16 protein-coding genes and 2 pseudogenes are annotated in these 21810 nt (G+C 33.5%); 14 read left to right on the forward strand and 4 right to left on the reverse strand.

Features of this window, described 5'->3' with window-relative positions:
• Positions 1 to 375 precede the first annotated feature (375 nt).
• The 8 genes from HT689_RS04310 to HT689_RS04345 all read left to right on the forward strand — a co-directional run bounded on the left by HT689_RS04310 (position 376) and on the right by HT689_RS04345 (position 6678).
• Positions 376 to 852 (forward strand): PTS sugar transporter subunit IIB, encoded by a 477-nt coding sequence (locus HT689_RS04310; RefSeq protein ID WP_172931947.1) that lies wholly within the window; start codon positions 376 to 378, stop codon positions 850 to 852.
• Positions 853 to 863: 11 nt separating this feature from the next.
• Complete coding sequence (locus HT689_RS04315; RefSeq protein ID WP_112444304.1) at positions 864 to 1664, forward strand: PTS sugar transporter subunit IIC; 801 nt, start codon at positions 864 to 866, stop codon at positions 1662 to 1664.
• Complete coding sequence (locus tag HT689_RS04320; protein ID WP_001000716.1) at positions 1657 to 2469, forward strand: PTS system mannose/fructose/sorbose family transporter subunit IID; 813 nt, start codon at positions 1657 to 1659, stop codon at positions 2467 to 2469. The genes HT689_RS04315 and HT689_RS04320 overlap by 8 nt, the downstream gene beginning before the upstream one ends.
• Before the next feature lie 11 nt (positions 2470 to 2480).
• Positions 2481 to 2897 (forward strand): PTS N-acetylglucosamine transporter subunit IIBC, encoded by a 417-nt coding sequence (locus HT689_RS04325; protein ID WP_112444306.1) that lies wholly within the window; start codon positions 2481 to 2483, stop codon positions 2895 to 2897.
• Entirely contained in the window at positions 2897 to 4582 is a 1686-nt protein-coding gene (locus HT689_RS04330; protein WP_173226227.1) for an alpha-glucosidase, read from the forward strand. The genes HT689_RS04325 and HT689_RS04330 overlap by 1 nt, the downstream gene beginning before the upstream one ends.
• 382 nt (positions 4583 to 4964) lie before the next feature.
• Positions 4965 to 5726 (forward strand): MurR/RpiR family transcriptional regulator, encoded by a 762-nt coding sequence (locus HT689_RS04335; protein ID WP_173226229.1) that lies wholly within the window; start codon positions 4965 to 4967, stop codon positions 5724 to 5726.
• Positions 5727 to 5890: 164 nt separating this feature from the next.
• Positions 5891 to 6067, forward strand: a complete 177-nt coding sequence (locus HT689_RS04340; RefSeq protein WP_000050754.1) for a hypothetical protein — start codon at positions 5891 to 5893, stop codon at positions 6065 to 6067.
• A complete protein-coding gene (locus tag HT689_RS04345) occupies positions 6067 to 6678 on the forward strand; it encodes a Fic family protein (RefSeq protein WP_173226231.1) in 612 nt (203 codons plus the stop codon). Before HT689_RS04340 ends, HT689_RS04345 begins: the two co-directional genes overlap by 1 nt.
• Before the next feature lie 433 nt (positions 6679 to 7111).
• On the opposite strand, the gene HT689_RS04350 is transcribed toward HT689_RS04345, so the two are convergent.
• Together HT689_RS04350 and HT689_RS04355 are read right to left on the reverse strand one after the other, a co-directional pair.
• On the reverse strand, positions 7112 to 8650 hold the full coding sequence (locus tag HT689_RS04350; protein WP_173226233.1) for a helix-turn-helix domain-containing protein: 1539 nt from the start codon (positions 8648 to 8650) through the stop codon (positions 7112 to 7114).
• Positions 8631 to 10301, reverse strand: a complete 1671-nt coding sequence (locus tag HT689_RS04355; RefSeq protein ID WP_173280809.1) for a histidine kinase — start codon at positions 10299 to 10301, stop codon at positions 8631 to 8633. The genes HT689_RS04350 and HT689_RS04355 overlap by 20 nt, the downstream gene beginning before the upstream one ends.
• 202 nt (positions 10302 to 10503) lie before the next feature.
• Between HT689_RS04355 and HT689_RS04360 the strand changes: the two genes are divergently transcribed.
• From HT689_RS04360 to HT689_RS04380, 5 genes are all read left to right on the forward strand, one after another.
• Complete coding sequence (locus HT689_RS04360; protein ID WP_000861540.1) at positions 10504 to 11421, forward strand: ABC transporter permease subunit; 918 nt, start codon at positions 10504 to 10506, stop codon at positions 11419 to 11421.
• Positions 11422 to 11438: 17 nt separating this feature from the next.
• A complete protein-coding gene (locus HT689_RS04365; protein ID WP_000870790.1) occupies positions 11439 to 12335 on the forward strand; it encodes a carbohydrate ABC transporter permease in 897 nt (298 codons plus the stop codon).
• A 9-nt stretch (positions 12336 to 12344) separates the two neighbouring features.
• Positions 12345 to 13910: an extracellular solute-binding protein gene (locus HT689_RS04370; protein WP_173251340.1), complete on the forward strand. Its 1566-nt coding sequence runs from the start codon at positions 12345 to 12347 to the stop codon at positions 13908 to 13910.
• Positions 13911 to 14114: 204 nt separating this feature from the next.
• Positions 14115 to 14759 (forward strand): YesL family protein, encoded by a 645-nt coding sequence (locus tag HT689_RS04375; RefSeq protein WP_173251338.1) that lies wholly within the window; start codon positions 14115 to 14117, stop codon positions 14757 to 14759.
• Positions 14756 to 16969, forward strand: coding sequence for a TIM-barrel domain-containing protein (locus HT689_RS04380; protein WP_173251336.1), 2214 nt, complete (start codon positions 14756 to 14758; stop codon positions 16967 to 16969). Before HT689_RS04375 ends, HT689_RS04380 begins: the two co-directional genes overlap by 4 nt.
• A 222-nt stretch (positions 16970 to 17191) precedes the next feature.
• Here the strand turns inward: HT689_RS04380 and HT689_RS04385 are convergent.
• Positions 17192 to 17669, reverse strand: a pseudogene (locus tag HT689_RS04385) (glutathione peroxidase).
• Positions 17670 to 17880: 211 nt separating this feature from the next.
• On the opposite strand from HT689_RS04385, the pseudogene HT689_RS04390 reads away from it, so the two are divergent.
• Positions 17881 to 21079 (forward strand): annotated as a pseudogene (locus HT689_RS04390) (LPXTG-anchored hyaluronate lyase).
• 93 nt (positions 21080 to 21172) lie between these two features.
• Here HT689_RS04390 and HT689_RS04395 read toward each other — a convergent pair.
• Positions 21173 to 21802 (reverse strand): bifunctional 4-hydroxy-2-oxoglutarate aldolase/2-dehydro-3-deoxy-phosphogluconate aldolase, encoded by a 630-nt coding sequence (locus HT689_RS04395; RefSeq protein ID WP_173226244.1) that lies wholly within the window; start codon positions 21800 to 21802, stop codon positions 21173 to 21175.
• Between the last annotated feature and the right edge of the window lie 8 nt (positions 21803 to 21810).

The raw sequence follows: 21810 nt of genomic DNA on the forward strand, positions 1-21810 counted from the left end.
ATTTACAAATATTTAGAAATAATATCTTCAAATAGAAAACGACGATAACAAAATCATTTGAACTGGTACGAAGAAACTGTACATTTGTTGCTAAACTGTACATCATCTTTATGATACAGTAGTTCATATTTCTCAATTACATAAGCTCGGAAAACTAAAAAAGTGATAACCCTTTAATAATATTTCGATTTGAATACTAATAATCAAATGAAGGAAAAAGATAAGAGATACATAAATTACTTATGTCGGGAAACTTCTCACTAATTTGCTACTTATCCCAACTTTTCAATACATCTCCCGAAATGCTTATAACATCTTGTGTTAAGCGTTTTCGTGTTTTATAATTCTATCATAACTAAAAAAAGGAGAAGCTATATGTCAGTAGTATTAGCGAGAATTGATCAACGCATGATTCATGGTATTGTGGTAACACAATGGGCGGGGGCTACAAATGCCAAAAGGTTGATGGTAGTAGATAATGAAGTAAGTAAGGACGAAGTCCAAAAGGCTGCTATGAGGATGAGTAAACCTGCAGGAACTGGAATGTCAATTATTGATACAGATACTGCGATTACAAATTTTGCAGATGGCAAGTATGATAATCATAATGTTTTACTAATTGTTCGAGAACCTGAAACATTGGTGGCATTGGTTGAAGGTGGAGTAAAGATACCAAAAGTTAACGTTGGAATAATGTTTGATGGTGAAGGAAAAAAAACAGTCAAGAAGATGGTATCTGTCAATGAAAAAGAAATTGCTGATTTGAAAAGATTAAAAACACTTGGTGTTGAGGTAACATTCCATTTTGTTCCTTCTGATCCAGAGGAAAATTTAGAAAAGTATATTAAATAGGAGATGATACTATGGAAGTGATTCAAGGTTTACTTATTATTTTATTGTCGTTTTGGGTAGTACTAGATCAACAAGGATTGGTACTAAGTACTTGGTTTCCTATAATGGTTTCATTATTTGTTGGAATTATTATGGGAGATATGAAAACAGCAATGATTATTGGTGGAACATTCCAATTGATGGCATTAGGTGTTGCAAACATTGGTGGTTCATCAGTACCAAACTGGGGACTAGCAGCATTAGTAGGTGGTTTTATTGCGATTAAAACAACAAGTAATGTAGAGTCTGCAAAAGCTGTAGCTTTAGCAGTAGGAGTTCCTGTTGGAATGCTTGGGATTCAGTTGGATGTTTTAGCAAAAATACTTAATACATATGTAACCCACGCAGCTCAGAAGGCAGCTAATGAGAAAAAGTTTACTAAGATGAATCGAATTTTTTGGATTGGACCGGTTATTTTTGGTTTATCAACAGCAATTCCGACAGCTCTTTGTGTCATTTTTGGAGATAAAATTGTAAATGTAATTTTGAATAGTGTACCAGAATGGTTCACTAATGGTTTATCTATTGCAGGTAGTATCCTACCTGTTGTCGGAATCGCGATTCTATTACAGGTGATGCCTACTAAAAAATATTTAAGCATGCTTATTGTTGGCTTTATCCTTGCAGCATATTTGAATTTACCAATTTTAGGAATTTCTCTTGCTGGTTTTGCCATTGCATATTACTATTTTACTATGAATAAAAATGTATCAACTGTTGTCTCTTCAACAGTTGCCGGAGCTGAAGAATTTGGAGATGACTTTGATGAATGATGTACAACAAAAAATAACAAAAAAAGATATTCGTAATGCCGCGTTCAGATATATGTTTATGGCATGTAACACTTTTAATTATGAGAATCAACAGGGACCAGCAGTTGTTTATGGATTAAATAAAGTTTTAAGAAAAATCTATCCAAATGATGATGAATATGTTGCATCATTGAATAATCATTTTAAGTATTTTAATACTACTACTTGGATGGCTAATATCTTATTAGGTGCAAGTATAGCAATGGAAGAAAAAGATGGTGTTGAATCTTTAGATACGGTACAAAATTTTAAAACTGGTATGATGGGACCACTTGCTGGTGTAGGTGATACCTTAATTTGGGTATTATATCCAACAATCATGGGCTCAATTGCAGCATATATGGGATTAGAAGGGAATCCAATTGGTGCAATAATTTGGTTAGTTTTGAATGTTTTCTTCCTATTTTTCCGATTTAAATTATTTGATATCGGATATGATTCTGGTTTGAAGTTGATAACCGGATTAGGTGAAAAATTAAATATTTTTACTGAATCTGCTTCAATCATGGGTTTAACGGTTGTTGGAGCTTTAATCCCATCTGTAGTTAAAATGAAGATTTCGACAGTATTTACTACAGGAGATGTTAAGCTAGTAATTCAAGACGATATTCTTGATAAAATCATGCCAGCGCTATTACCTGCAGTGATGACTTATTTAGTTTACAAATTGTTAGCGAATAAGAAGTTATCCGTAATTCAAATTATTTTTGGAATTATTATTCTATCTTTAATTCTGTCTTACTTTGGCATTTTATCAGTTAATTAAAAGGAGAAAATATGACAAAAGTTATTATTGCAAGTCATCATCATCTTGCAACTGGGATGAAGGATACTATAGAGTACTTAATCCCATCTATTGGAAAAATTGATGTAATTGCAGCCTATATTAATAATGAGCCAATTGAAGACGAAATTTCAAAACTTTTAGAAAGTTATCCCGTTGACGAAAAAGTTCTGATTTTTACAGATTTGCTTGGTGGATCGGTGAATCAAACTTTTATTAGGTATATGAGCAAAAGAAATTTGTTTCTTGTAACAGGGATGAATTTACCAATTATTATGACGCTTTTGTTATCTATTGAAAGCGAAGATTTATCTGAAGAGTTAATTAGAAAGTCTATTGATGAAGCAAAGAATCAATTACTTTTTGTGAATGATATATATAATCAAGTGACTGATGAGGATGATGAGTGATGGCAGATGCTTGGTGGAAAAATAGTGTTGTTTATCAAATTTATCCTCAAAGTTTTAAGGATTCAAATGGAGATGGTGTAGGAGACCTGAATGGAATAAAAGAAAAATTACCGTATCTCCATAAGTTAGGAATTGATGTTATTTGGCTTAATCCTATCTATGAATCACCATTGGTGGATAATGGATACGATATCAGTGATTATGAAAGAATCCTATCAATTTATGGGACAATGGAAGATTTTCAAGAATTATTAGCAGAAGCTCATAAATTAGAAATAAAGATTATTCTGGACTTGGTTGTGAATCATACCAGTGATAAGCATTCATGGTTTATTGAATCTAGAAAAAATAAAAATAATCCATATTCTGATTACTATATTTGGAAAGATCCTAAGCCAGATGGTAGCGAACCTAATAATTGGGGTTCCACTTTTGGTGGATCTGCATGGGAGTATGTTCCAGAACGAAATCAATATTATTTACATTGTTTTGCCAAGGAACAACCAGATTTAAATTGGGAAAATCCAACGGTACGTCAAGAAATTCAAAAAATGATGACCGAATGGTTTGATTTAGGAATTGATGGTTTTAGGATGGATGTAATTACATTGATAAGTAAAAGGCAGGACTATCCTGACGCACCGGGTGGAGTTCCATACACTAAATCTTATTATGTAGGAGCTTCAAATGGCCCACGAGTTCATGAGTTTTTACATGAACTAAATCAGGAAGTTCTAAGCCGATATAATGTAATGACAGTTGGTGAAGCTCCAAATACAAACAGTGATCAAGCTTTGCAGTATACTCTGCCCGAAAATGAAGAATTGAATATGGTGTTTCATTTTGATCACATGCACTTGGATTATGGTAGATATGGTAAGTTCTCAGATATACGCTTTAAAGTAAGTGATTTAAAATCAGTTTTAACAGAGTGGCAATTGAAGTTAGAAAAAGGGTGGAATTCACTATACTGGAGTAATCACGATCAACCAAGAGCTGTCACTCGATTTGGTGATGATGGTGAATTTAGGGTACAGTCAGCAAAGATGTTAGCTACCTTATTGCATATGATGAAGGGAACTCCGTATGTTTTTCAAGGTGAAGAGTTGGGGATGAAGAATGTTCATTTTGATTCTGTAGAGAATTACAAAGATATCGAGACTAAATATTTTTATGAACTTATGAAGGAAAATGGTGAATCTTCATCTTATATAAATAATTCAATTTATTTAAAATCTAGAGATAATGCGAGAACACCGTTCCCATGGAATGGAAATAAAGAAGAAGGATATGGTTTTTCAAGTGGAAACCCTTGGATACAGTATTCTCCAGACAATTCTTCTATAAATGCAGAAGCCTGTCTTGAAGATTCAAACTCAGTTTTTTATTATTATCAAAAATTAATCAGCTTGAGGCGTGATTACCCAATTATAATTCATGGGAAGTATGAATTGATAAACGAAGAAGATAGTGATGTCTTTAGTTATGTACGGGAATATAATAAACAAATTTTGTTAATTGTGTGTTCATTCTCTAAACAACCTACTACCTCACAAGTACCATCGAATCTGATTGGTAGTCAAGTAAAATATTTAATTGGAAATTATGAATCAGAACTTAAACAACTTCCAAAATTTTTTGAATTGAAACCTTTTGAGGCTCAAGTTTTCTTAATAGAACAATAAAGATTTTTGCAAAACTTTGAATAGAACCTATTTGTCGAGTATAGTGAGAGCTAATACTATTAAGTTTAAATACTAGAGCAAAATTCAATTGAAATAGGGAATTTATAAAATCTATTCATGAGGAAACGTATGATATCAAATTTTTTTAAACTTGATATTGTGCGTTTTTTGATTTTGTTTCTTCTACTAACTTATTTATTGAAGCCTAATTCAATCAAATATGAGTTCGGATGTATATAATCTATGAAGAAGATGTTTTATCTTTAATTCTATGTTTGTTTATGATAGAATTAAATTGTTTTATAGGATTTTCAAATGGATATGCACTTTTAATAACAACACCGATTTTGAAAATAATGATGTAAATAAAAAGGATGAAAAAATGAATTTTGAACAGCATGTTGAAGTTAACTATGATAGTTTAACAATGAGTGAAAAAGAGATGTTGCAGTTCATTGTTCAACATAAAGAATTAATTGTATCAAAAACGATAGTAGAAGTAGGAGAACTTTTATTAACTTCAAAAAGCACTGTTTTGAGATTAGCGAAGAAGATTGGTTTTAGAGGTTTTACAGATATGAGATATTCGATTCAAGATTCAATCTCTAAAACAAAATCAGTGGATAAAATAGACTTGTTATCTCAATTACAAATGGATATACAGAAAACATTTCGATTTGCTACAGAATTAGATTTTTTGCCCATTTTAAAAAAAATTTATGAAGCTTCCCAAGTAATATTGTATGCCACTGGTTTCACTCAAAACAATTTTACGAAAGAGTTGTCAAATGAATTATTCTTAAGTCATCGTCCAAATTATCTTGTTTCAGGGGAAACGAATTTTTCCATGCTAGCTGATAATTTGAATAAAGATGATTTAGTGATAATTACATCATTGAGTGGAAATACTAAAGGAATACAAACAACTATAAATAAATTAAATGCAAAGGGAGTTACTATTATTGGTGTAACGGAGTTTAGCGATAATTTTCTAAAGAATAATTCAACGTATCAATTGTTTTATGAAATTAGTAGAATAGACGAAAATCCAGACCTTGATAGTCGCTCTATGTCTTGCTTATATATTGTATTAATGATTTTGGCAAGAAAATATAGAGAATTTGTAAATAAGTTAGTTGATTAAAGATGATTATTCCTGATGTTTTTTATAGCTTAAAATAAAATTATGATTAACCTAAAAAATTTTAAAACGTTTTTAAAATGACTAAAATGATTACAGTACATTAGTTAAAAATGAAAAAGAAATTACATAGAAACATGGTATAATGTAACTATAGGAGGTAGTATATGTCCTTAGATATAGATAAAGAAAAGATGACAATCATGGGAGTAGCTTTTGAAAACCGCTCCGTTTTTAAGAGTGTTTGGTATGCTTTAAGTACAAATATGATTGAAGGATGGCGACCTACGGTTAGTGATGTTGAAAAATTACGAGATGAAGCTCTTGCTCTGGGGATGGCTTAATGAAGCGTAAATGTTATGATTCTTATGACTATATTGATCCGAATAATTTATATACCTATCCAGATTCTTCAGTTCTAAGAAATAAGCAGGAAGAACGAGATGAGCAAAAAGCACGCGATCTTGAATATCGTATGGTTGCTAGTAAGAGTTTGAAATTATTTATCAATCCTATCCCAGTTTATAGTGTAGAAGATATATTGAAAATTCATCAATTTTTGTTTGAAGATATGTATCATTGGGCAGGTGAATTTAGAAAAGTCAATATTTCAAAAAGTGGTAATGCTTTTATGCCGATTCAGTCTTTCGATACAGCACTTACTTACCTTAATAATTTGATAGATAGATTTCATGACAATGCCAATAGTAGAAAAGAAGTCGTTCACTTATTGGTCGAAATTTTAGATAATCTCAATTATTTTCATCCATTCCGTGAAGGAAACGGTAGAACGCAGAGGGAGGTTATTCGTTCTTTAGCTTTGATGAAAGGTTTTGAATGTGAAATATCAATTGGTGATGATGATGAGATTTATCATTTATATATGGATGGTACAGTTTATGGAGACAAAACTAAATTAACGAAGTTATTTGAAAAAATTCTTTTCAAGTTATGAGTTTATACATTCGACTACCCTGGATAAGAATGCTCTATTGTACTAGAATATTTTATGTAATCTGCACCTTAAAAGTTAGATTTTTTCTATTTAACTTTTAGGGTGCAGTTCATTTTGCTATGGCATAATAGTAAATCTTGTGAGGTTTTGTAGCAAGTATTCAAATAAAAAGCGCATACTATCAGGCGTAAAAGCTTGATAGTATACGTTTCATCCTAGCAATATTTACTGGATGTTTTTCTCAAACTGACTTTTTAAGAAGTTACCTTATCAGCAATTTTAAAGAAATTTTTGGAGATATGTTAGACTGAAAGATATTGTCCTGATGATAATCTAAAAAATTATCATTTAACTTATCTTTGGAAAAACTGTAGAATGTCAAAAATTACTACAGACCTTGAATTTTACTTATCATTTCAATGATTTAGATTGCTTACATTTTGTTTTGATAAGTTTTACGGTAATCTCCAGGAGAAAGTCCAGTCCTTTGTTTAAAAATTTTAGTAAAGTAAGAATAATTATCATACCCTACTTGACAAGATACTTGTGATATCGATATATTTGTTTGAGATAGGAGAGATTTAGCAGCATTAATGCGTTTATCCGTTATATATTTAACAAGAGTTTCTCCAGTTTCTTTTTTAAAAATTCTAGCTAAATGATCTGCGCTGAGATAAACCATATCTGCTAATATAGAACGATTTATATCTTCATAGTAGTGATGATCTATGTATTCGACGATGCGTTGAATACTATTTTTTTGATTTTCAATGTTTGTTGCAAATTTCTTAGCATGTGACCAGTAATAATCAAAGTAATCCTGAAAAGATTCAATTGAATGAAAGCGTCGTTGGAATAGGAAATCATGAGTGCTGTTTTGGAATAATTTATGAGCTGAAATTCCATTTTGATCTAGATATATTCCTATTTGTTGAGTCCAATCTAGTAAAATTTGTTGTAGTGTGAAAGTAGGAATTTGAGAATTGTAAGCAAGTGAATCAATTTTTTCTCTTAATTCATATTCGCTTAAGCTATCTAAAAAAGTAATTGAAAGAGTTTCTGTTTTGAAAGAAGTTGGGAAACTATGTGGAACACATGTAATAGTATTCCAATAAGAAACATACTGTTCATTATAAGTGTAGAGTTCTTTGGTATGAAATAAAATATCGGATATTTTATGGCAACTCTTATATATAATGTTTGAGTATTTACTAAAGTTATTAGAAATTTGAGAATGAATCTCATATGCCAATTTGTCACTACGTTTGGATGAGTCTACTCTAAAGAGACAAACATATTGATCAACCTGGCTTTCCATTTTGAATAGACTTATCAGCTTATAAGAAGGTTGTGAAATTCTTTGAAGTTCTCTTTTTAGTTGAGAAGTCCATGATGGAGTTTCTGCAGAATAATCTTCTTCATTAAGATTTATTGTTAAAACTGCAAGGAAAAAATACTGGTGTTTTTGAAGAATAAAATCTTGTTTGCTTGCTATATTTTCTAGCTCATCAATGCGAGAAATTTGAGGTTTTCTAAGGTAATCATACCAGAAGTTATCTTCTATTTGTAAAAGTGCATCATTTTTTCCGTTTAAGTTATGATTCTCAATTTTACTAATGGCTTTTTGAATAATAAATTCTAATTTTTCAAAGTTAATGGGTTTTAGATAGTATTCGAAGCTTTGTAATTCAATTGCTTTTTGAGCATAGTTGAAGTCGGCGTAATTGGTTAAAAAAATTGTTTTTATATCATATTTTTCATTTCTAATCCACGATAAGAGTTCGAGGCCGCTGCCTTGAGGCATTTCTATATCGCTTATCATGAGATCAATAGGATTCTCTCTAATAATATTTTGAGCTTGAGTGAGGCTATAGGCAACATAAACAGTGTCAATGTGTAGTTTAGCCCAATTTATTTTCTCTCGTAAAGCTTCAATGATAAAGCGATCGTCATCAACTAATAAAATGTTCATTATAACCTCCGTCTATAATCTTGTATGGAATAAGTAAAAGAATTTTAGCCCCACCTTCTTCATTATTTTCAAATGTAATAGTATAGTCGTTGGGATAGAGAAGATTTAAACGTTCGATGGTGTTTGTTATCCCGATATGATGTCCATCTTCTGTTATTAGAGACTGTTTCTGATTTAGTTTTGATAAAATTTCTTCAGAGAAACCTGGACCATTATCCTCGATACAAATCTGAATATAATCTGAGTTCTCAGTTTTTACTTTTTTTATCGATAGCAAAATTGTAAATAAATCCTGAAATGAAAAACCGTGTTTGATTGTGTTTTCAATAAATGTTTGTAACAGTAATGATGGGACAAGAGTATTTTGTAGGTCATCATTGTAGTTTAGTGAAAAGTAGATGCTATTTCCATATCGAATTCGTTGTATTTCTAAATAATCTTTAATATGCTGAACTTCATCTTTGAGTTCTGAAAAATCTTGATTAGCCATAAATAAATGACGGAGATAATTTGAAGTTAGGATAGTTAACTCTTCAATTTCCTTATAGTTTTTTGTTTGAAGCATACTATGAATCATTGATAACATATTTAAGTATAAATGCGGACGAATTTGGTTCTTAAGATAATTAAGTTCTATCTTCTTAAGTTCTAGTTGTGAATGGTATTCTCGTATTTTTAATTCTTGCATGTCAAATATTACTTTATTAAGTTTATCATTTGCCTTATCAATTTCTAGTATACCTTCAGATATAAAAAATTCAGAAGGGGGGATGGAGTCTCCGAGTTGAGAGAGTCGTTCAGTGAGTCTTGTTATAGGTTTAATCATCCACTGACGAATATACAGGATAATGATGATTGATAAAATGGTGATAATAATAGGAACAGCTGATAAAAATACTTCTAAGAGTGTAATGTTTCTAAAGGCTTCAGCATAATCGACTAAAACATAAATATCGAAAGGTAAATGTGTTTTTTCATTTTGTGCATGAATCAGGTAGTTTTCGGAGGGGATATTATTAGGCTCTTTTAGGGAAAGTTTACCATTATTTCCAATATTGAGTTTTCTTAGAGGTTTTAGGATATCTTCTGAAGATATGACGGCATAAATGATTTTTCCTTCGTAATGAACAGATTTAACTAAGTATTCGCTGTTTTTAGTAGTTACATTTTTCCATTTACGGTCACTTATATCACTACGCAATGATTTTAGATTTGATTTTAACAGTAGATAATCTTCATATGGAATATAAAGATTGGAGACATTTATAAAATAATCAGTACTATCGGTTTCTAATAAGAATGTCATATGAGTTTCATTTTGATATTCAAACTCTGTAAAGCTAGTTTGAACTTTTTTAAGATTTTCTTGATACTCAAGAAACGTTTGTATATGATTTAATTTCTCTAAAGATTCATTATGCGTTATTGTTGAGTACATAAAGCGTTCTACAGAATGCAATTTCTCATTAACAGAATCAGCATAAATTTCAATTGAACTACGTAGGTGTACTATATTTTGGTTTTTAATAAAATTTCTGGTTATGTTACTCATAGCAATATTGATTAAAATATTTATCAATAGTAGTACAAGTAGGAGTTTAAAGAAAAAATGAATGGAATGTTTTTTTGATAAGTCGTGATTTAATTTCATATACTATTCTCCTCTTAAAATTATAGCACTTTGAAAATATGATATCATGTAACAAAACAGATATGTTTTATCAAGATGTCGGAAAAGTAATAGTTCTCAGAAATGATAAACTGAAAAATTGATAAATCTAGTCCAAAAAGTTCTATTAAGGGAATTCTATATGGTGTAAAATAATCGTAGAAAATCAGATGGGAGGAAAAACATGAAAGTAGCATCTCAACTTCATAAAATAAAATTAAAGCATAGTATTCCGTTATATATATTACTTTTTCCTTCAATATTGCTATTAATTTTATTTTCCTATATTCCCATGTTGGGACTAATTATTGCATTTAAAGACTATTCACCAGCCAATGGTATCTTTGCTAGTCAGTGGGTAGGATTTAAGTACTTTACTCAATTTTTCTCATCATTCCAATTCGGGACAACTATGTTCAATACATTAAAAATTTCACTTTATAGTATTGTAGTAGGATTCCCCTTACCTATTATACTAGCTATCATTAGTAATCAGTTAAGAGTTGGGAAATTTAGAAAAATATTTCAAGTGACAACCTACTTACCCCATTTTATCTCTACAATGGTTATGTGTGGGATGATTATCTTATTTTTATCTCCTACTAGTGGTTTGTTAGCGAATGTATTTAAGTCTGTTGGAATCACTATTCCAGATTTTTTATCAAAACCTAGTCATTTTGCAGGTGTTTATGTTTGGAGTGATGTATGGCAACATATTGGTTGGGATAGTATTATTTATCTAGCAGCGCTTTCTGCAATTGATCCTACATATTATGAGGCTGCAACTATGGATGGTGCCTCTAGGTTACAAAAAATTCGGCATATAGAATTACCATTACTTTTGCCGACTGCTATGATTTTATTAATATTAAGAGCAGGTAGTTTATTAAGTGTAGGGTTTGAGAAGGTGTTACTACTACAGAATCCTCTTAATTTAGCAGGAAGTGAGATAATTTCGACCTATGTTTATAAAGTTGGTATGGTGAACTTTCAGTATAGTTATTCGACAGCTATAGGGTTATTTAACACCGTAGTCAATCTAATAATTTTGTTATCTGTTAACTGGTTCTCGAAAAGATATACTAGAACGGGTCTTTTTTAAAGGAAGGAGTGCTCAAGGTGAAATGGTTTCATAAATCAAGAAAAACAAACTCTGAATTATTATTTGATATAGTTACCTATGGTTTAGCAATTTTCCTTATCTTGTTAATTGTTTATCCGTTATGGTTTGTAGTGATTGCATCTTTTAGTAATCCTTCAGATGTTGCAAATGGAAAGGTATGGTTTATTCCTAGAGAATGGAAATTAGATGGATATTTACGTCTTATTCAACAACCTTTATTCTTACGTAGCTATCTAAATACCATTTTATATACTGTTGTTGGTACCTTAGTTGCTTTAGTAGTCAATATTCCAGCTGGTTATGCTTTATCTAGAAAAGAATTAGTTGGTAGAAAGTGGATGAGTATTCTATACATAATCCCTATGTTTGTATCAGGTGGCTTGATTCCTACCTACTTAACAGTAAAGAATGTAGGCTTGATTGATACATTTTGGGTAATGGTAATCCCTTTTGCAGTTTCATCATACAATATTATTGTTGCTAGAACTTTCTTTAATAATAGTATTCCAGACGGGATGTGGGAGGCTGCGCAAATTGATGGATGTGGTACAATTCGTTATTTTATTAAGATAGTCGTTCCTTTATCAAAAGCTATTATAGCAGTTATTGGACTTTGGACTGCAGTTGGTATTTGGAATTCGTGGTTTAATGCTTTAATTTATTTAACGAATGAAAATTTACAACCATTGCAATTAATTTTACGACGTTTACTAATTAGTAATCAAATGTTACAATCGCAAGCAACAGGAGAAGTTGCATCAGATCTTCGTATCAAAGCTGATATGATGAAATATGCAGCAATTGTTATTTCAACTGCTCCGATTATGTTGTTGTATCCCTTTGTTCAAAAATATTTTAATCAAGGCGTAATGATTGGCGCCTTGAAAGAATAGGAGAAAATCATGAAAAATAAATCATTTACATATTTGTTCTTAGGAACAGTTACACTTGCTGGCTTAACAGCCTGTGCAAATTCCAATAATGCGAATAAGGACGATAAGTCTGGAGAAGATTCTTATAAAATCACAACTGTTCGTTGGTCTGACTGGGGAGAAGATTATCATAAAGGTTTTCTAACAGATTCTGCCAAGGAAGCAGGTATCGATGTTAAATGGGATACACTTGTAGCCGCAGATTGGGCAGATAAGAAGTCTGTTTTGGTTGCTAGCGGAGATTTACCAGATGCATTTTTGGGTTCAAATGCATTTACAGATTCAGAAATTGCTCAGAACCAATCTCTATTTATCCCATTGGAAGATTTAATCAAGGAAAACATGCCTAATTTAACTAAGGCTATGGAGAAAGAACCTAAGATTAAAGCTATGATTACTTCACCAGATGGTCATATCTACAGCCTACCTAAAAAATTACCGATGCGCCCTACTGTAGCAAATCAGCTATTTATTAATAAAAAGTGGCTAGATAATCTAGGATTAAAAGTTCCAGAAACTTATGATGATTTAGTAAAAGTACTACAAGAATTTAAGGATAAAGATGCGAACGGAAATGGAGACGCTTCTGATGAAATTCCATTCGGAGCAGGAAACTTTGATCCAACATTTTCATATATTCTTCCGTTCAATAATCGTTTAGGTGCAGATAATACATATGAAATGTCTGTAAAAGATGGAAAACCAGTCTACCTTCGTACAGAGGAAAGTTATAAACAAGGGATTGCAGCAATGCATGAAGCTTATAAAAAAGGTTTGATTGATCCGGAAATCTTTACAGAAGATACCTCTATGAGTGTTGCGAAACGTATGGATAAGGGAGTATCTAGAGTAGGTGTTTCTAGTGGTTGGACAGCAGATGCAACGTTTGGATTACATTCAAGTGAGTATATTGCTCTACCTGCTTTAAAAGGTATGGATGGAAAACAATATGTCTTTTCTGATCCAGATCATTACAACTACGGTCGCAATGAAATTTTGATTACAAATAAGAGCAAAAACCCTGCTAAATTATTGAAATGGTTGGATAAATTATATACAGATGAAGCAAGTATTCAGAATTTCTATGGATCATTTGGAATAGCTACTGAAAAGAATGGTGATAAGTTTAAAGTGTTACCTCCTAAAGATGGTAAATCAGCTGATGAATGGGCATGGATTAATTCACTTCGAGATTTTGGTCCTAAATACGTAAGCGATGATATCAATAGTCGCGTAGAAATCGATCAAACACAAGGTGATGGATTGAAATTGAAGATGGACCAAGATTTGAAACAATTTGCGTTGCCAGCTTACCCTAATGTGATTTATTCACAAGAAGAACTCAACAAATTATCATCAATCTATGTGAGTATTGAATCTTATGTCAAACAACAAGCATCTAAATGGGTAGTTGAAGGCGGCATAGAAAAAGAATGGGACTCATACAAAGAAACTCTTAAGAATATGGGATTGGACGAATTTATGAAGATTCAACAGGAAGCATATAATCGTTACCAAAAAGAAGTAAAAGAGTAATACTTTATATGAACTCTTGGTTGTATAAACAAGGGACTAGCTAATTACAGGAAGCGAGACTGATAACATCAAATTATCTCGCTTCCTTTATTCTAATTTTTAAAGAAATTTGGAAATGTTTTTTAAATAATTTAGGTAATATTTTTGTGCAACTGACATTCTAAAATATAGAGTTAAGACGATTGATTTTATGGAGAATATATTATGCAAAAATTATTTTCATTAGATGGAAAAGTGGTTAGAATTTTAACTTTTTTGACAGATTTAATTATTTTAAATACTCTATTTATTGTTAGTTGTATTCCAATAGTTACAATTGGGGCATCATTAACTTCTCTTACGACAATGTGGTATCGTATTTTAAAAGGTAAAGATACCGATATTGCTTATCATTATTTTCGGATCTTTAGACAAAATTTTAAACAATCAACTTTTATTTGGTTGTTTATCCTCCTAATAGAATTACTTTTATATGTGAACTATTGTCTTTGGGGCTATTCAAGTTTATTTTCAGAGTATAGTTTATTGTTAGTGTTGCCCTTTTTATTTGTTATAATACTTTTGATGAGTGTTATTTTTCCCTATATTGGTCTATTTAAAGATAATCTAAAAAATAGTATTGTAAATAGCGTATTAATTTGTCTTTTAAATCCAATACAAGCTATCATGTTGGTTTTATTTAATATTTCTGTACTGTATATGAGTTTTAGTAGTCCAGAACGAGTTTTAACAGCTATTTACGTATTTACATTTGGGGGCTTTGCTTTTTGCGGATTGATGAATGTAACGATAACAAATAAAATGTTTGATAAGGTAAAGAAATTTACTAAAAGGAGGAAACCAAATTGAAAATTTTTAAAGGAGAGTTTTATCGAATCTCTGTATTAACAGACAAGTTAGTAAGGTTAGAATACTCTCAAACTGGAAGTTTTGAGGATAGAACGACACAACTTATCTATAATAGAGATTTTGGCCAAGTTTCGTTAGATTATATCGAGACATCAAACGTACTAGATATTATGACGGACTATTTTCATTTGCACTTTAATAAAGGAGAATTTAACGCCGAAAATTTATTTATAGAATTAAAAGGAAATTTTGCCGTATATGGTAGTCGCTGGTATTTTGGTGAATCTATTGAAACGTTAAAAGGAACAGCTCGGACTTTGGATAAGGCAGATGGAGCAATTTCGTTAGAAGATGGAATTATTAGCCGAAATGGTATAGCCTTATTGGATGATTCTCAAGGATTTATTTGGGATGAACAGTCTGGTTATATTGAGAGAGAAAATCAAATTGACCTGTATTTCTTTGCCTATGGGCATGATTATAGAGGAGCAATCAGAGACTTTTACCATTTGACTGGTTCAACACCCTTGTTGCCAAGATATGCTTTAGGCAATTGGTGGAGTAGGTATTGGCCTTATACGTCAGATGAATACTTGGATTTAATAGATAGATTTGAAACAGAGAAAATTCCATTATCTATCGGTGTGTTAGATATGGATTGGCATATAACTGAAATTCCAGCCCGTTTTGGAAGTGGCTGGACAGGATATAGTTGGAATAAAAACTTAATACCTAATCCAGAACAGTTATTGCAACAACTTCATGATAGAAAGTTAAAACTCTCTTTAAATGTCCATCCTGCTGATGGTATACGGGCTTATGAAGAAGCTTATCCTCGAGTTGCCAAACGATTAGGGTTAAATGTAGAATTAGAAGAACCTGCCATTTTTGATTTTTTTAATCCCTCTTTTAGGGAATCCTACTTTAAATATGTTCATTATGAGCTAGAAAAGCAGGGAGTAGATTTTTGGTGGATTGACTGGCAACAAGGGACACAAGGCATGTTGGATCCACTATGGCTTTTAAACCATTATCACTATCAGGATAGTTGTAAAAATGCAGAAGGTGGCTTGATTTTATCAAGATATGCAGGTCCGGGTAGTCACCGATACCCTGTTGGTTTTTCAGGAGATACCATTATTAGTTGGAATTCGTTAAGATTTCAACCTTATTTTACAGCGACAGCATCTAACATCGGTTATAGTTGGTGGAGTCATGATATCGGTGGACACATGCTGGGGGATTATGACGAGGAGCTACAAACTAGATGGCTACAGTTTGGCGTTTTTAGTCCGATTACTCGATTACATAGTTCTAGAAGTCCTTTTAATAGTAAAGAACCTTGGTTTTTTTCAGAAACAACATCTAAGATTATGAAGAAATACCTTCGTTTGAGACATCAGATGATTCCATATCTATATACCATGAATGTAAAGACACATGAAGAAGGTGCCCCATTAATCAGCCCAATGTATTATTTCTACCCAGAGAATGATGAGAGCTATAATGTTCCAAACCAATACTTTTTTGGAACAGAACTGATGGTGGCTCCCATTGTAGAAAAGATGGATTTGGCATTCCAATCTGCAAAAGTGGATGTATGGTTCCCTGAAGGTGAATGGTATGACTTCTTTTCAGAGAAAAAATATACAGGTGGTGTGAAGTTAAGTGTTTATAGAGACATTTCGACTATACCTGTGTTTGCAAAAAGTGGTGCAATCATTCCTTTGGTTGGTTCCGAGATAGATATGGGTGTTGATTTACCTGAAATTGTAGATTGGTATGTATTCCCAGGCAAACAACATTCTTTTGAAATGATTGAAGATCAAAATGGTCAAAGATATAAAACAAGATTATCAATCGATTGGGAAATGGGAATGCTAGAGTTAGCATTACAAGGAGATTCTAGTATCGTTCCAAGCAATAGAAAACATAGAATTCATTTTAAAGGAACGAATGTGTCTATAATTGAATTGCCAAATAAGAATGATACAGCTAGATTTGAATGTAAAGATAATAAAATACCATCTCTGAATGATGAAGTTTTTAGACTACTAAAGACAGCTTCTCTTCCATATGAATTAAAAGATAGATTGTTAAATCAATTCATCAATGCGAAAAATTCTCATGAGTTAATGAATATCTTGCATCATCAGGATAAGGAATTGAGAGGGCGTTTGTTGGAAATGATATTTACTAGCGAAAACTAATTGAGATAATTAGAAAGTCATTTGTTTAGTGTATATGAAGCTTCGGTATGGTATTTGTTATCATTGGTCACATTGAAAATGTGAAATAAGCACCTACAACATAGACTTTACAACACTTCATGTTTCATATCATGGGGTGTTTTTCTATTTAAGTCAAAGCCCATCAAAAAATCCCACTATTCATTAGGCTAAAGGAAACCTAATCATAGTGAGATTGTGAAATTATAGTAGGGTTCGTATGGCCTCTTCAATTTGTTTGGGGTCTGTTTTGGAAGAGAAGCGTTCAACGACCTGTTCCATCACGACCAATGAGAAACTTAGCGAAATTCCATTCAATTCGTTTTCCCAGTGGGCCAGATTTCTGGTCTTTTAACCAGACATAGAGAGGATCTGCCTCCTTACCGTTGACCTTGATTTTGGCAAAACGTGGGAAGGTGGTCTGATAATGTAGGCTACAGAAGGTGTTGATTTCCTCTGCGCTACCTGGTGCTTGTCCCATAAACTGATTGCAAGGGAAGTCTAAAATCTCAAAACCTTGTTCTTGATAGTGATCATAGAGTTCTTGAAGTTCTTGGTACTGGGGCGTTAAACCACATCCAGTAGCAGTGTTGACAACCAAGAGAATCTTACCACGATAGCTTTCCAAGGGAGTTGATTGGTTGTTTTGGCCTAAAACGGAAAAATCATAAAGTGAAGTCATGAGGGCCTCTTTTCTTTTTCTACATTGTAACAGTTTTTACTTTTTTCGTCGAGTCGGATGGAAGATGTTGTTGAAAAATAGGTCCTTGATACAATAGAAACCGTTTACGAACAGCTTAAAAAAATGGTGTGGTTTAATTAAGCCGGGTTACTTAGTTGCTATAAATCTCTAATTTGAGATTTAGTTCCTATTGATTTATTGGAGTGTATACATGCAAACAAAAACAAAGAAACTCATTGTGAGTTTGTCTTCACTTGTTTTATCAGGATTTTTATTACATCATTATCTGACAGTTGGAGCGAAAGAAACGACTACGAATACCATTCAGAAAAGCCAGAAGTTCAGTATCAGCAAAGGGATACAAAAATTTAGTTGAAAATGGTGATTTTGGTCAGACGGAGGACGGAAGCAGTCCGTGGACAGGAAGCAAAGCTCAGGGGTGGTCAGCTTGGGCAGACCAGAAGAATAGTTCTGCAGATACCTCAACTCGAGTTATTGAGGCTAAGGATGGGGCTATCACTATCTCAAGCCATGAGAAATTAAGGGCAGTGGTTCACCGTATGGTTCCTATTGAAGCTAAGAAAAAGTATAAACTGCGTTTCAAGATTAAAACAGATAATAAAGTCGGGATTGCTAAGGTTCGTATCATTTAGGAAAGTGGTAAGGACAAGCAATTGTGGAATTTTGGAACGACGTCAGGAACAAAGGACTGGAAGACCATTGAAGCAGACTATAGCCCGACTTTAGATGTTGATAAAATCAAGCTGGAGTTATTCTATGAAACGGGAACTGGGACTATTTCTTTTAAGGATATTGAGCTGGTAGAGGTAGCAGACCAGCCTTCTGAGGATTCTCAAACAGATAAACAGCTCGAGGAAAAGATTGATTTACCAATTGGGAAAAAACATGTCTTTGCTCTTGCAGACTATACTTATAAGGTAGAAAATCCTGATTTTGCTTCAGTCAAAAATGGAATTTTAGAACCTCTTAAGGAAGGGACAATCAATGTCATTGTCAGTAAAAATGGCAAGGAGGTGAAAAAGATTCCTTTGAAGATTCTAGCCTCTGTTAAGGATGCATACACAGCCCGTTTGGATGACTGGAATGGTATCATCGCTGGGAATAAATACTATGATTCTAAAAATGAACAGATGGCCAAATTAAACCAGGAACTGGAAGGAAAGGTGGCTGATAGCCTATCCAGTATTTCAAGTCAGGCGGGCCGCACCTATTTGTGGGAAAAATTTTCAAATTATAAAACGTCTGCGAATCTAACTGCCACTTATCGGAAATTGGAGGAGATGACCAAGCAAGTGACCAATCCTTCTTTTCGTTATTATCAGGATGAAACCGTTATTCGAACAGTTAGGGATTCCATGGAATGGATGCATAAACATGTCTACAATAGTGAAAAAAGCATTGTTGGGAGTTGGCGGGATTATGAAATCAGTATACCTCGTGCCATCAACAATACCTTGTCTCTGATGAAAGAATACTTCTCTGATGAGGAAATTAAAAAGTATAGAGATGTGATTGAAAAATTTGCGCCAGATCCCGAATATTTCCGAAAGACGACTGATAACCCATTTAAGTCCCTAGGTGGAAACTTAGTGGATATGGGAAGGGTAAAAGTAATAGCTGGTTTACTGCGCAAGGATGACCAAGAAATTTCTTCTACCATTCGTTCGATTGAGCAAGTGTTCAAGTTGGTAGACCAAGGTGAAGGTTTTTATCAAGATGGATTCTATATTGACCACACCAATGTTGCCTATACAGGTGCTTATGGGGATCTCTTGATTGCTGGCCTGTCTCAACTGTTGCCAGTCATTCAAAAGACCAAGAGCCCAATCAATAAAGATAAAATGCAAACTATGTACCACTGGATTGATAAATCGTTTGCCCCTTTGCTGGTGAATGGAGAGTTGATGGATATGAGTCGTGGACGCTCGATCAGTCGTGCAAATTGCGAGGGGCACGTGGCCGTAGTAGAAGTGCTAAGAGGGATTCACCGGATAGCGGATATGTCTGAAGGAGAAACCAAACAACGTTTGCAGAGTCTTGTGAAGACCATTGTTCAATCGGATAGTTATTATGATGTCTTTAAGAATTTGAAGACTTATAAGGATATCAGTTTGATGCAATCTTTGTTAAACGATGCTGGAGTCGCAAGTGTTCCAAGAATCAGTTACCTATCTGCCTTTAATAAGATGGGTAAAACAGCCATGTACAATGCAGAGAAAGGGTTTGGATTTGGCTTGTCACTCTTTTCCAGTCGTACCTTGAATTACGAACACATGAACAAGGAAAACAAACGTGGTTGGTATACGAGTGATGGGATGTTCTATCTTTACAATGGCGATTTGAGTCACTATAGCGATGGCTATTGGCCAACAGTTAATCCATATAAGATGCCTGGTACGACAGAAACAGATGCTAATAGATCGGATAGTGATACAGGTAAAGTTCTACCGTCTGCTTTCGTTGGAACGAGCAAACTAGATGAGGCCAATGTGACAGCAACCATGGATTTCACTAACTGGAATCAAACACTGACTGCTCATAAGAGCTGGTTTATACTGAAGGATAAGATCGCCTTTTTAGGAAGCAATATCCAAAACACTTCAACAGATACTGCTGCAACTACAATTGACCAGAGAAAACTGGAATCAAGTGTTCCATATAAAGTCTATGTCAATGATAAAGAAGCCTCCCTCACGGAACAAGAAAAGGATTATCCTGAAACCCAAAGTGTCTTCTTAGAATCGTCCGATTCGAAAAAGAATATTGGTTACTTTTTCTTTAAGAAGAGTTCAATCAGTATGAGTAAGACTGTCCAAAAGGGATCTTGGAAGGATATCAATGAAGGACAGTCAGACAAGGAAGTTGAAAATGAATTTCTTACGATTAGTCAGGCTCATAAGTAAAATGGGGATTCTTATGACTATATGCTCATCCCTAACGTGGATTGTGCCATCTTCAATCAAATGGTAAAAGAGTTAGAAAGTAGTCTCATCGATAACAATGAGACCCTTCAGTCTGTTTATGATGCCAAACAAGGAGTTTGGGGCATTGTGAAATATGATGATTCTGTTTCTACTATTTCCAACCAATTCCAAGTCTTGAAACGTGGGGTCTATACCATTCGAAAAGAAGGGTATGACTATAAGGTTGCCTACTACAATCCTGAAACCCAGGAATCAGCTCCAGATCAGGAAGTCTTTAAAAAGTTAGAACAAGTAGCTCAACCACAAACTCAGGATTCAAAAGAAAAGGAAAAATCTGAAGAAGAAAAGAACCATTCGGATCAAAAGAATCTCCCTCAGACAGGAGAAGGTCAGTCAATCTTGGCAAGTCTAGGGCTCTTGCTACTTGGGGCGGCTTATCTATTCCGTAGAGGAAAGAATAACTGATTTGTTCATCATCTAAGATGAATCACATGAAACTGTGGAAAATAGAAAAAATCCGAAGAAGGTCAAACATCTTCGGATTTTTTTCACTTCATTTTATCTGAGTGTAACATACTGTTGGGCAATCTCGCTAATGCGGTCAAAGTCGCCTTGGGAAGCGAGTTTATTGAGTTCGCCACCAATTCCAACGGCGTCTGCACCAGCAGCGAACCATTGAGGAATGTTGTTTAGGCCGACTCCTCCGGTTACCATTACGGAAACTTGTGGGATCGGTGCCTTGACTGCAGAGATATATGCTGGACTGAGAGCACTACCTGGGAAGAGTTTAATGATTTCACTACCAGCTTCAAGTGCAGTCGTTATCTCTGTGAGAGTAATACAGCCTGGAATGTACGGTGTGCTGTAGAGATTGCACATTTTTGCAGTTTCAGCATAGAAAGATGGAGAAACAACGTAATTTGCTCCGGCTAGAATAGCATCTCTAGCAGTTACGGCATCAATCACAGTACCTGCACCGATACAAACACTTTGATCGTCCTGATACAAGTCTACAAGTTCCTTGATGATTTGCCCTGCATACTGATTGGTATAGGCGATTTCAATAGCTTTGATACCTCCCTTGATACAAGCAATTGAGGCTTGCAGTCCTTCTTCCTTTGTATTTCCTCGAATAACAGCGACAATTTTTTGTTTTTTTAGTTCAATAATCGTATCTGATTTGGTCATGTAATTCT

Origin of the sequence: Streptococcus sp. 2342 (genome assembly GCF_013276795.1) — a bacterium.
GTDB lineage: Bacteria > Bacillota > Bacilli > Lactobacillales > Streptococcaceae > Streptococcus.

What these genes read in the sequence shown, in the direction of transcription:
- HT689_RS04335 (WP_173226229.1), top strand. Translation starts at nt 4,965, where the DNA reads ATGAATTTTGAACAGCATGTTGAAGTTAACTATGATAGTTTAACAATG.
- HT689_RS04370 (WP_173251340.1), top strand. Translation starts at nt 12,345, where the DNA reads ATGAAAAATAAATCATTTACATATTTGTTCTTAGGAACAGTTACACTT.
- HT689_RS04340 (WP_000050754.1), top strand. Translation starts at nt 5,891, where the DNA reads ATGTCCTTAGATATAGATAAAGAAAAGATGACAATCATGGGAGTAGCT.
- HT689_RS04375 (WP_173251338.1), top strand. Translation starts at nt 14,115, where the DNA reads ATGCAAAAATTATTTTCATTAGATGGAAAAGTGGTTAGAATTTTAACT.
- HT689_RS04345 (WP_173226231.1), top strand. Translation starts at nt 6,067, where the DNA reads ATGAAGCGTAAATGTTATGATTCTTATGACTATATTGATCCGAATAAT.
- HT689_RS04315 (WP_112444304.1), top strand. Translation starts at nt 864, where the DNA reads ATGGAAGTGATTCAAGGTTTACTTATTATTTTATTGTCGTTTTGGGTA.
- HT689_RS04350 (WP_173226233.1), bottom strand. Translation starts at nt 8,650, where the DNA reads ATGAACATTTTATTAGTTGATGACGATCGCTTTATCATTGAAGCTTTA.
- HT689_RS04325 (WP_112444306.1), top strand. Translation starts at nt 2,481, where the DNA reads ATGACAAAAGTTATTATTGCAAGTCATCATCATCTTGCAACTGGGATG.
- HT689_RS04360 (WP_000861540.1), top strand. Translation starts at nt 10,504, where the DNA reads ATGAAAGTAGCATCTCAACTTCATAAAATAAAATTAAAGCATAGTATT.
- HT689_RS04320 (WP_001000716.1), top strand. Translation starts at nt 1,657, where the DNA reads ATGAATGATGTACAACAAAAAATAACAAAAAAAGATATTCGTAATGCC.
- HT689_RS04310 (WP_172931947.1), top strand. Translation starts at nt 376, where the DNA reads ATGTCAGTAGTATTAGCGAGAATTGATCAACGCATGATTCATGGTATT.
- HT689_RS04395 (WP_173226244.1), bottom strand. Translation starts at nt 21,802, where the DNA reads ATGACCAAATCAGATACGATTATTGAACTAAAAAAACAAAAAATTGTC.
- HT689_RS04355 (WP_173280809.1), bottom strand. Translation starts at nt 10,301, where the DNA reads ATGAAATTAAATCACGACTTATCAAAAAAACATTCCATTCATTTTTTC.
- HT689_RS04330 (WP_173226227.1), top strand. Translation starts at nt 2,897, where the DNA reads ATGGCAGATGCTTGGTGGAAAAATAGTGTTGTTTATCAAATTTATCCT.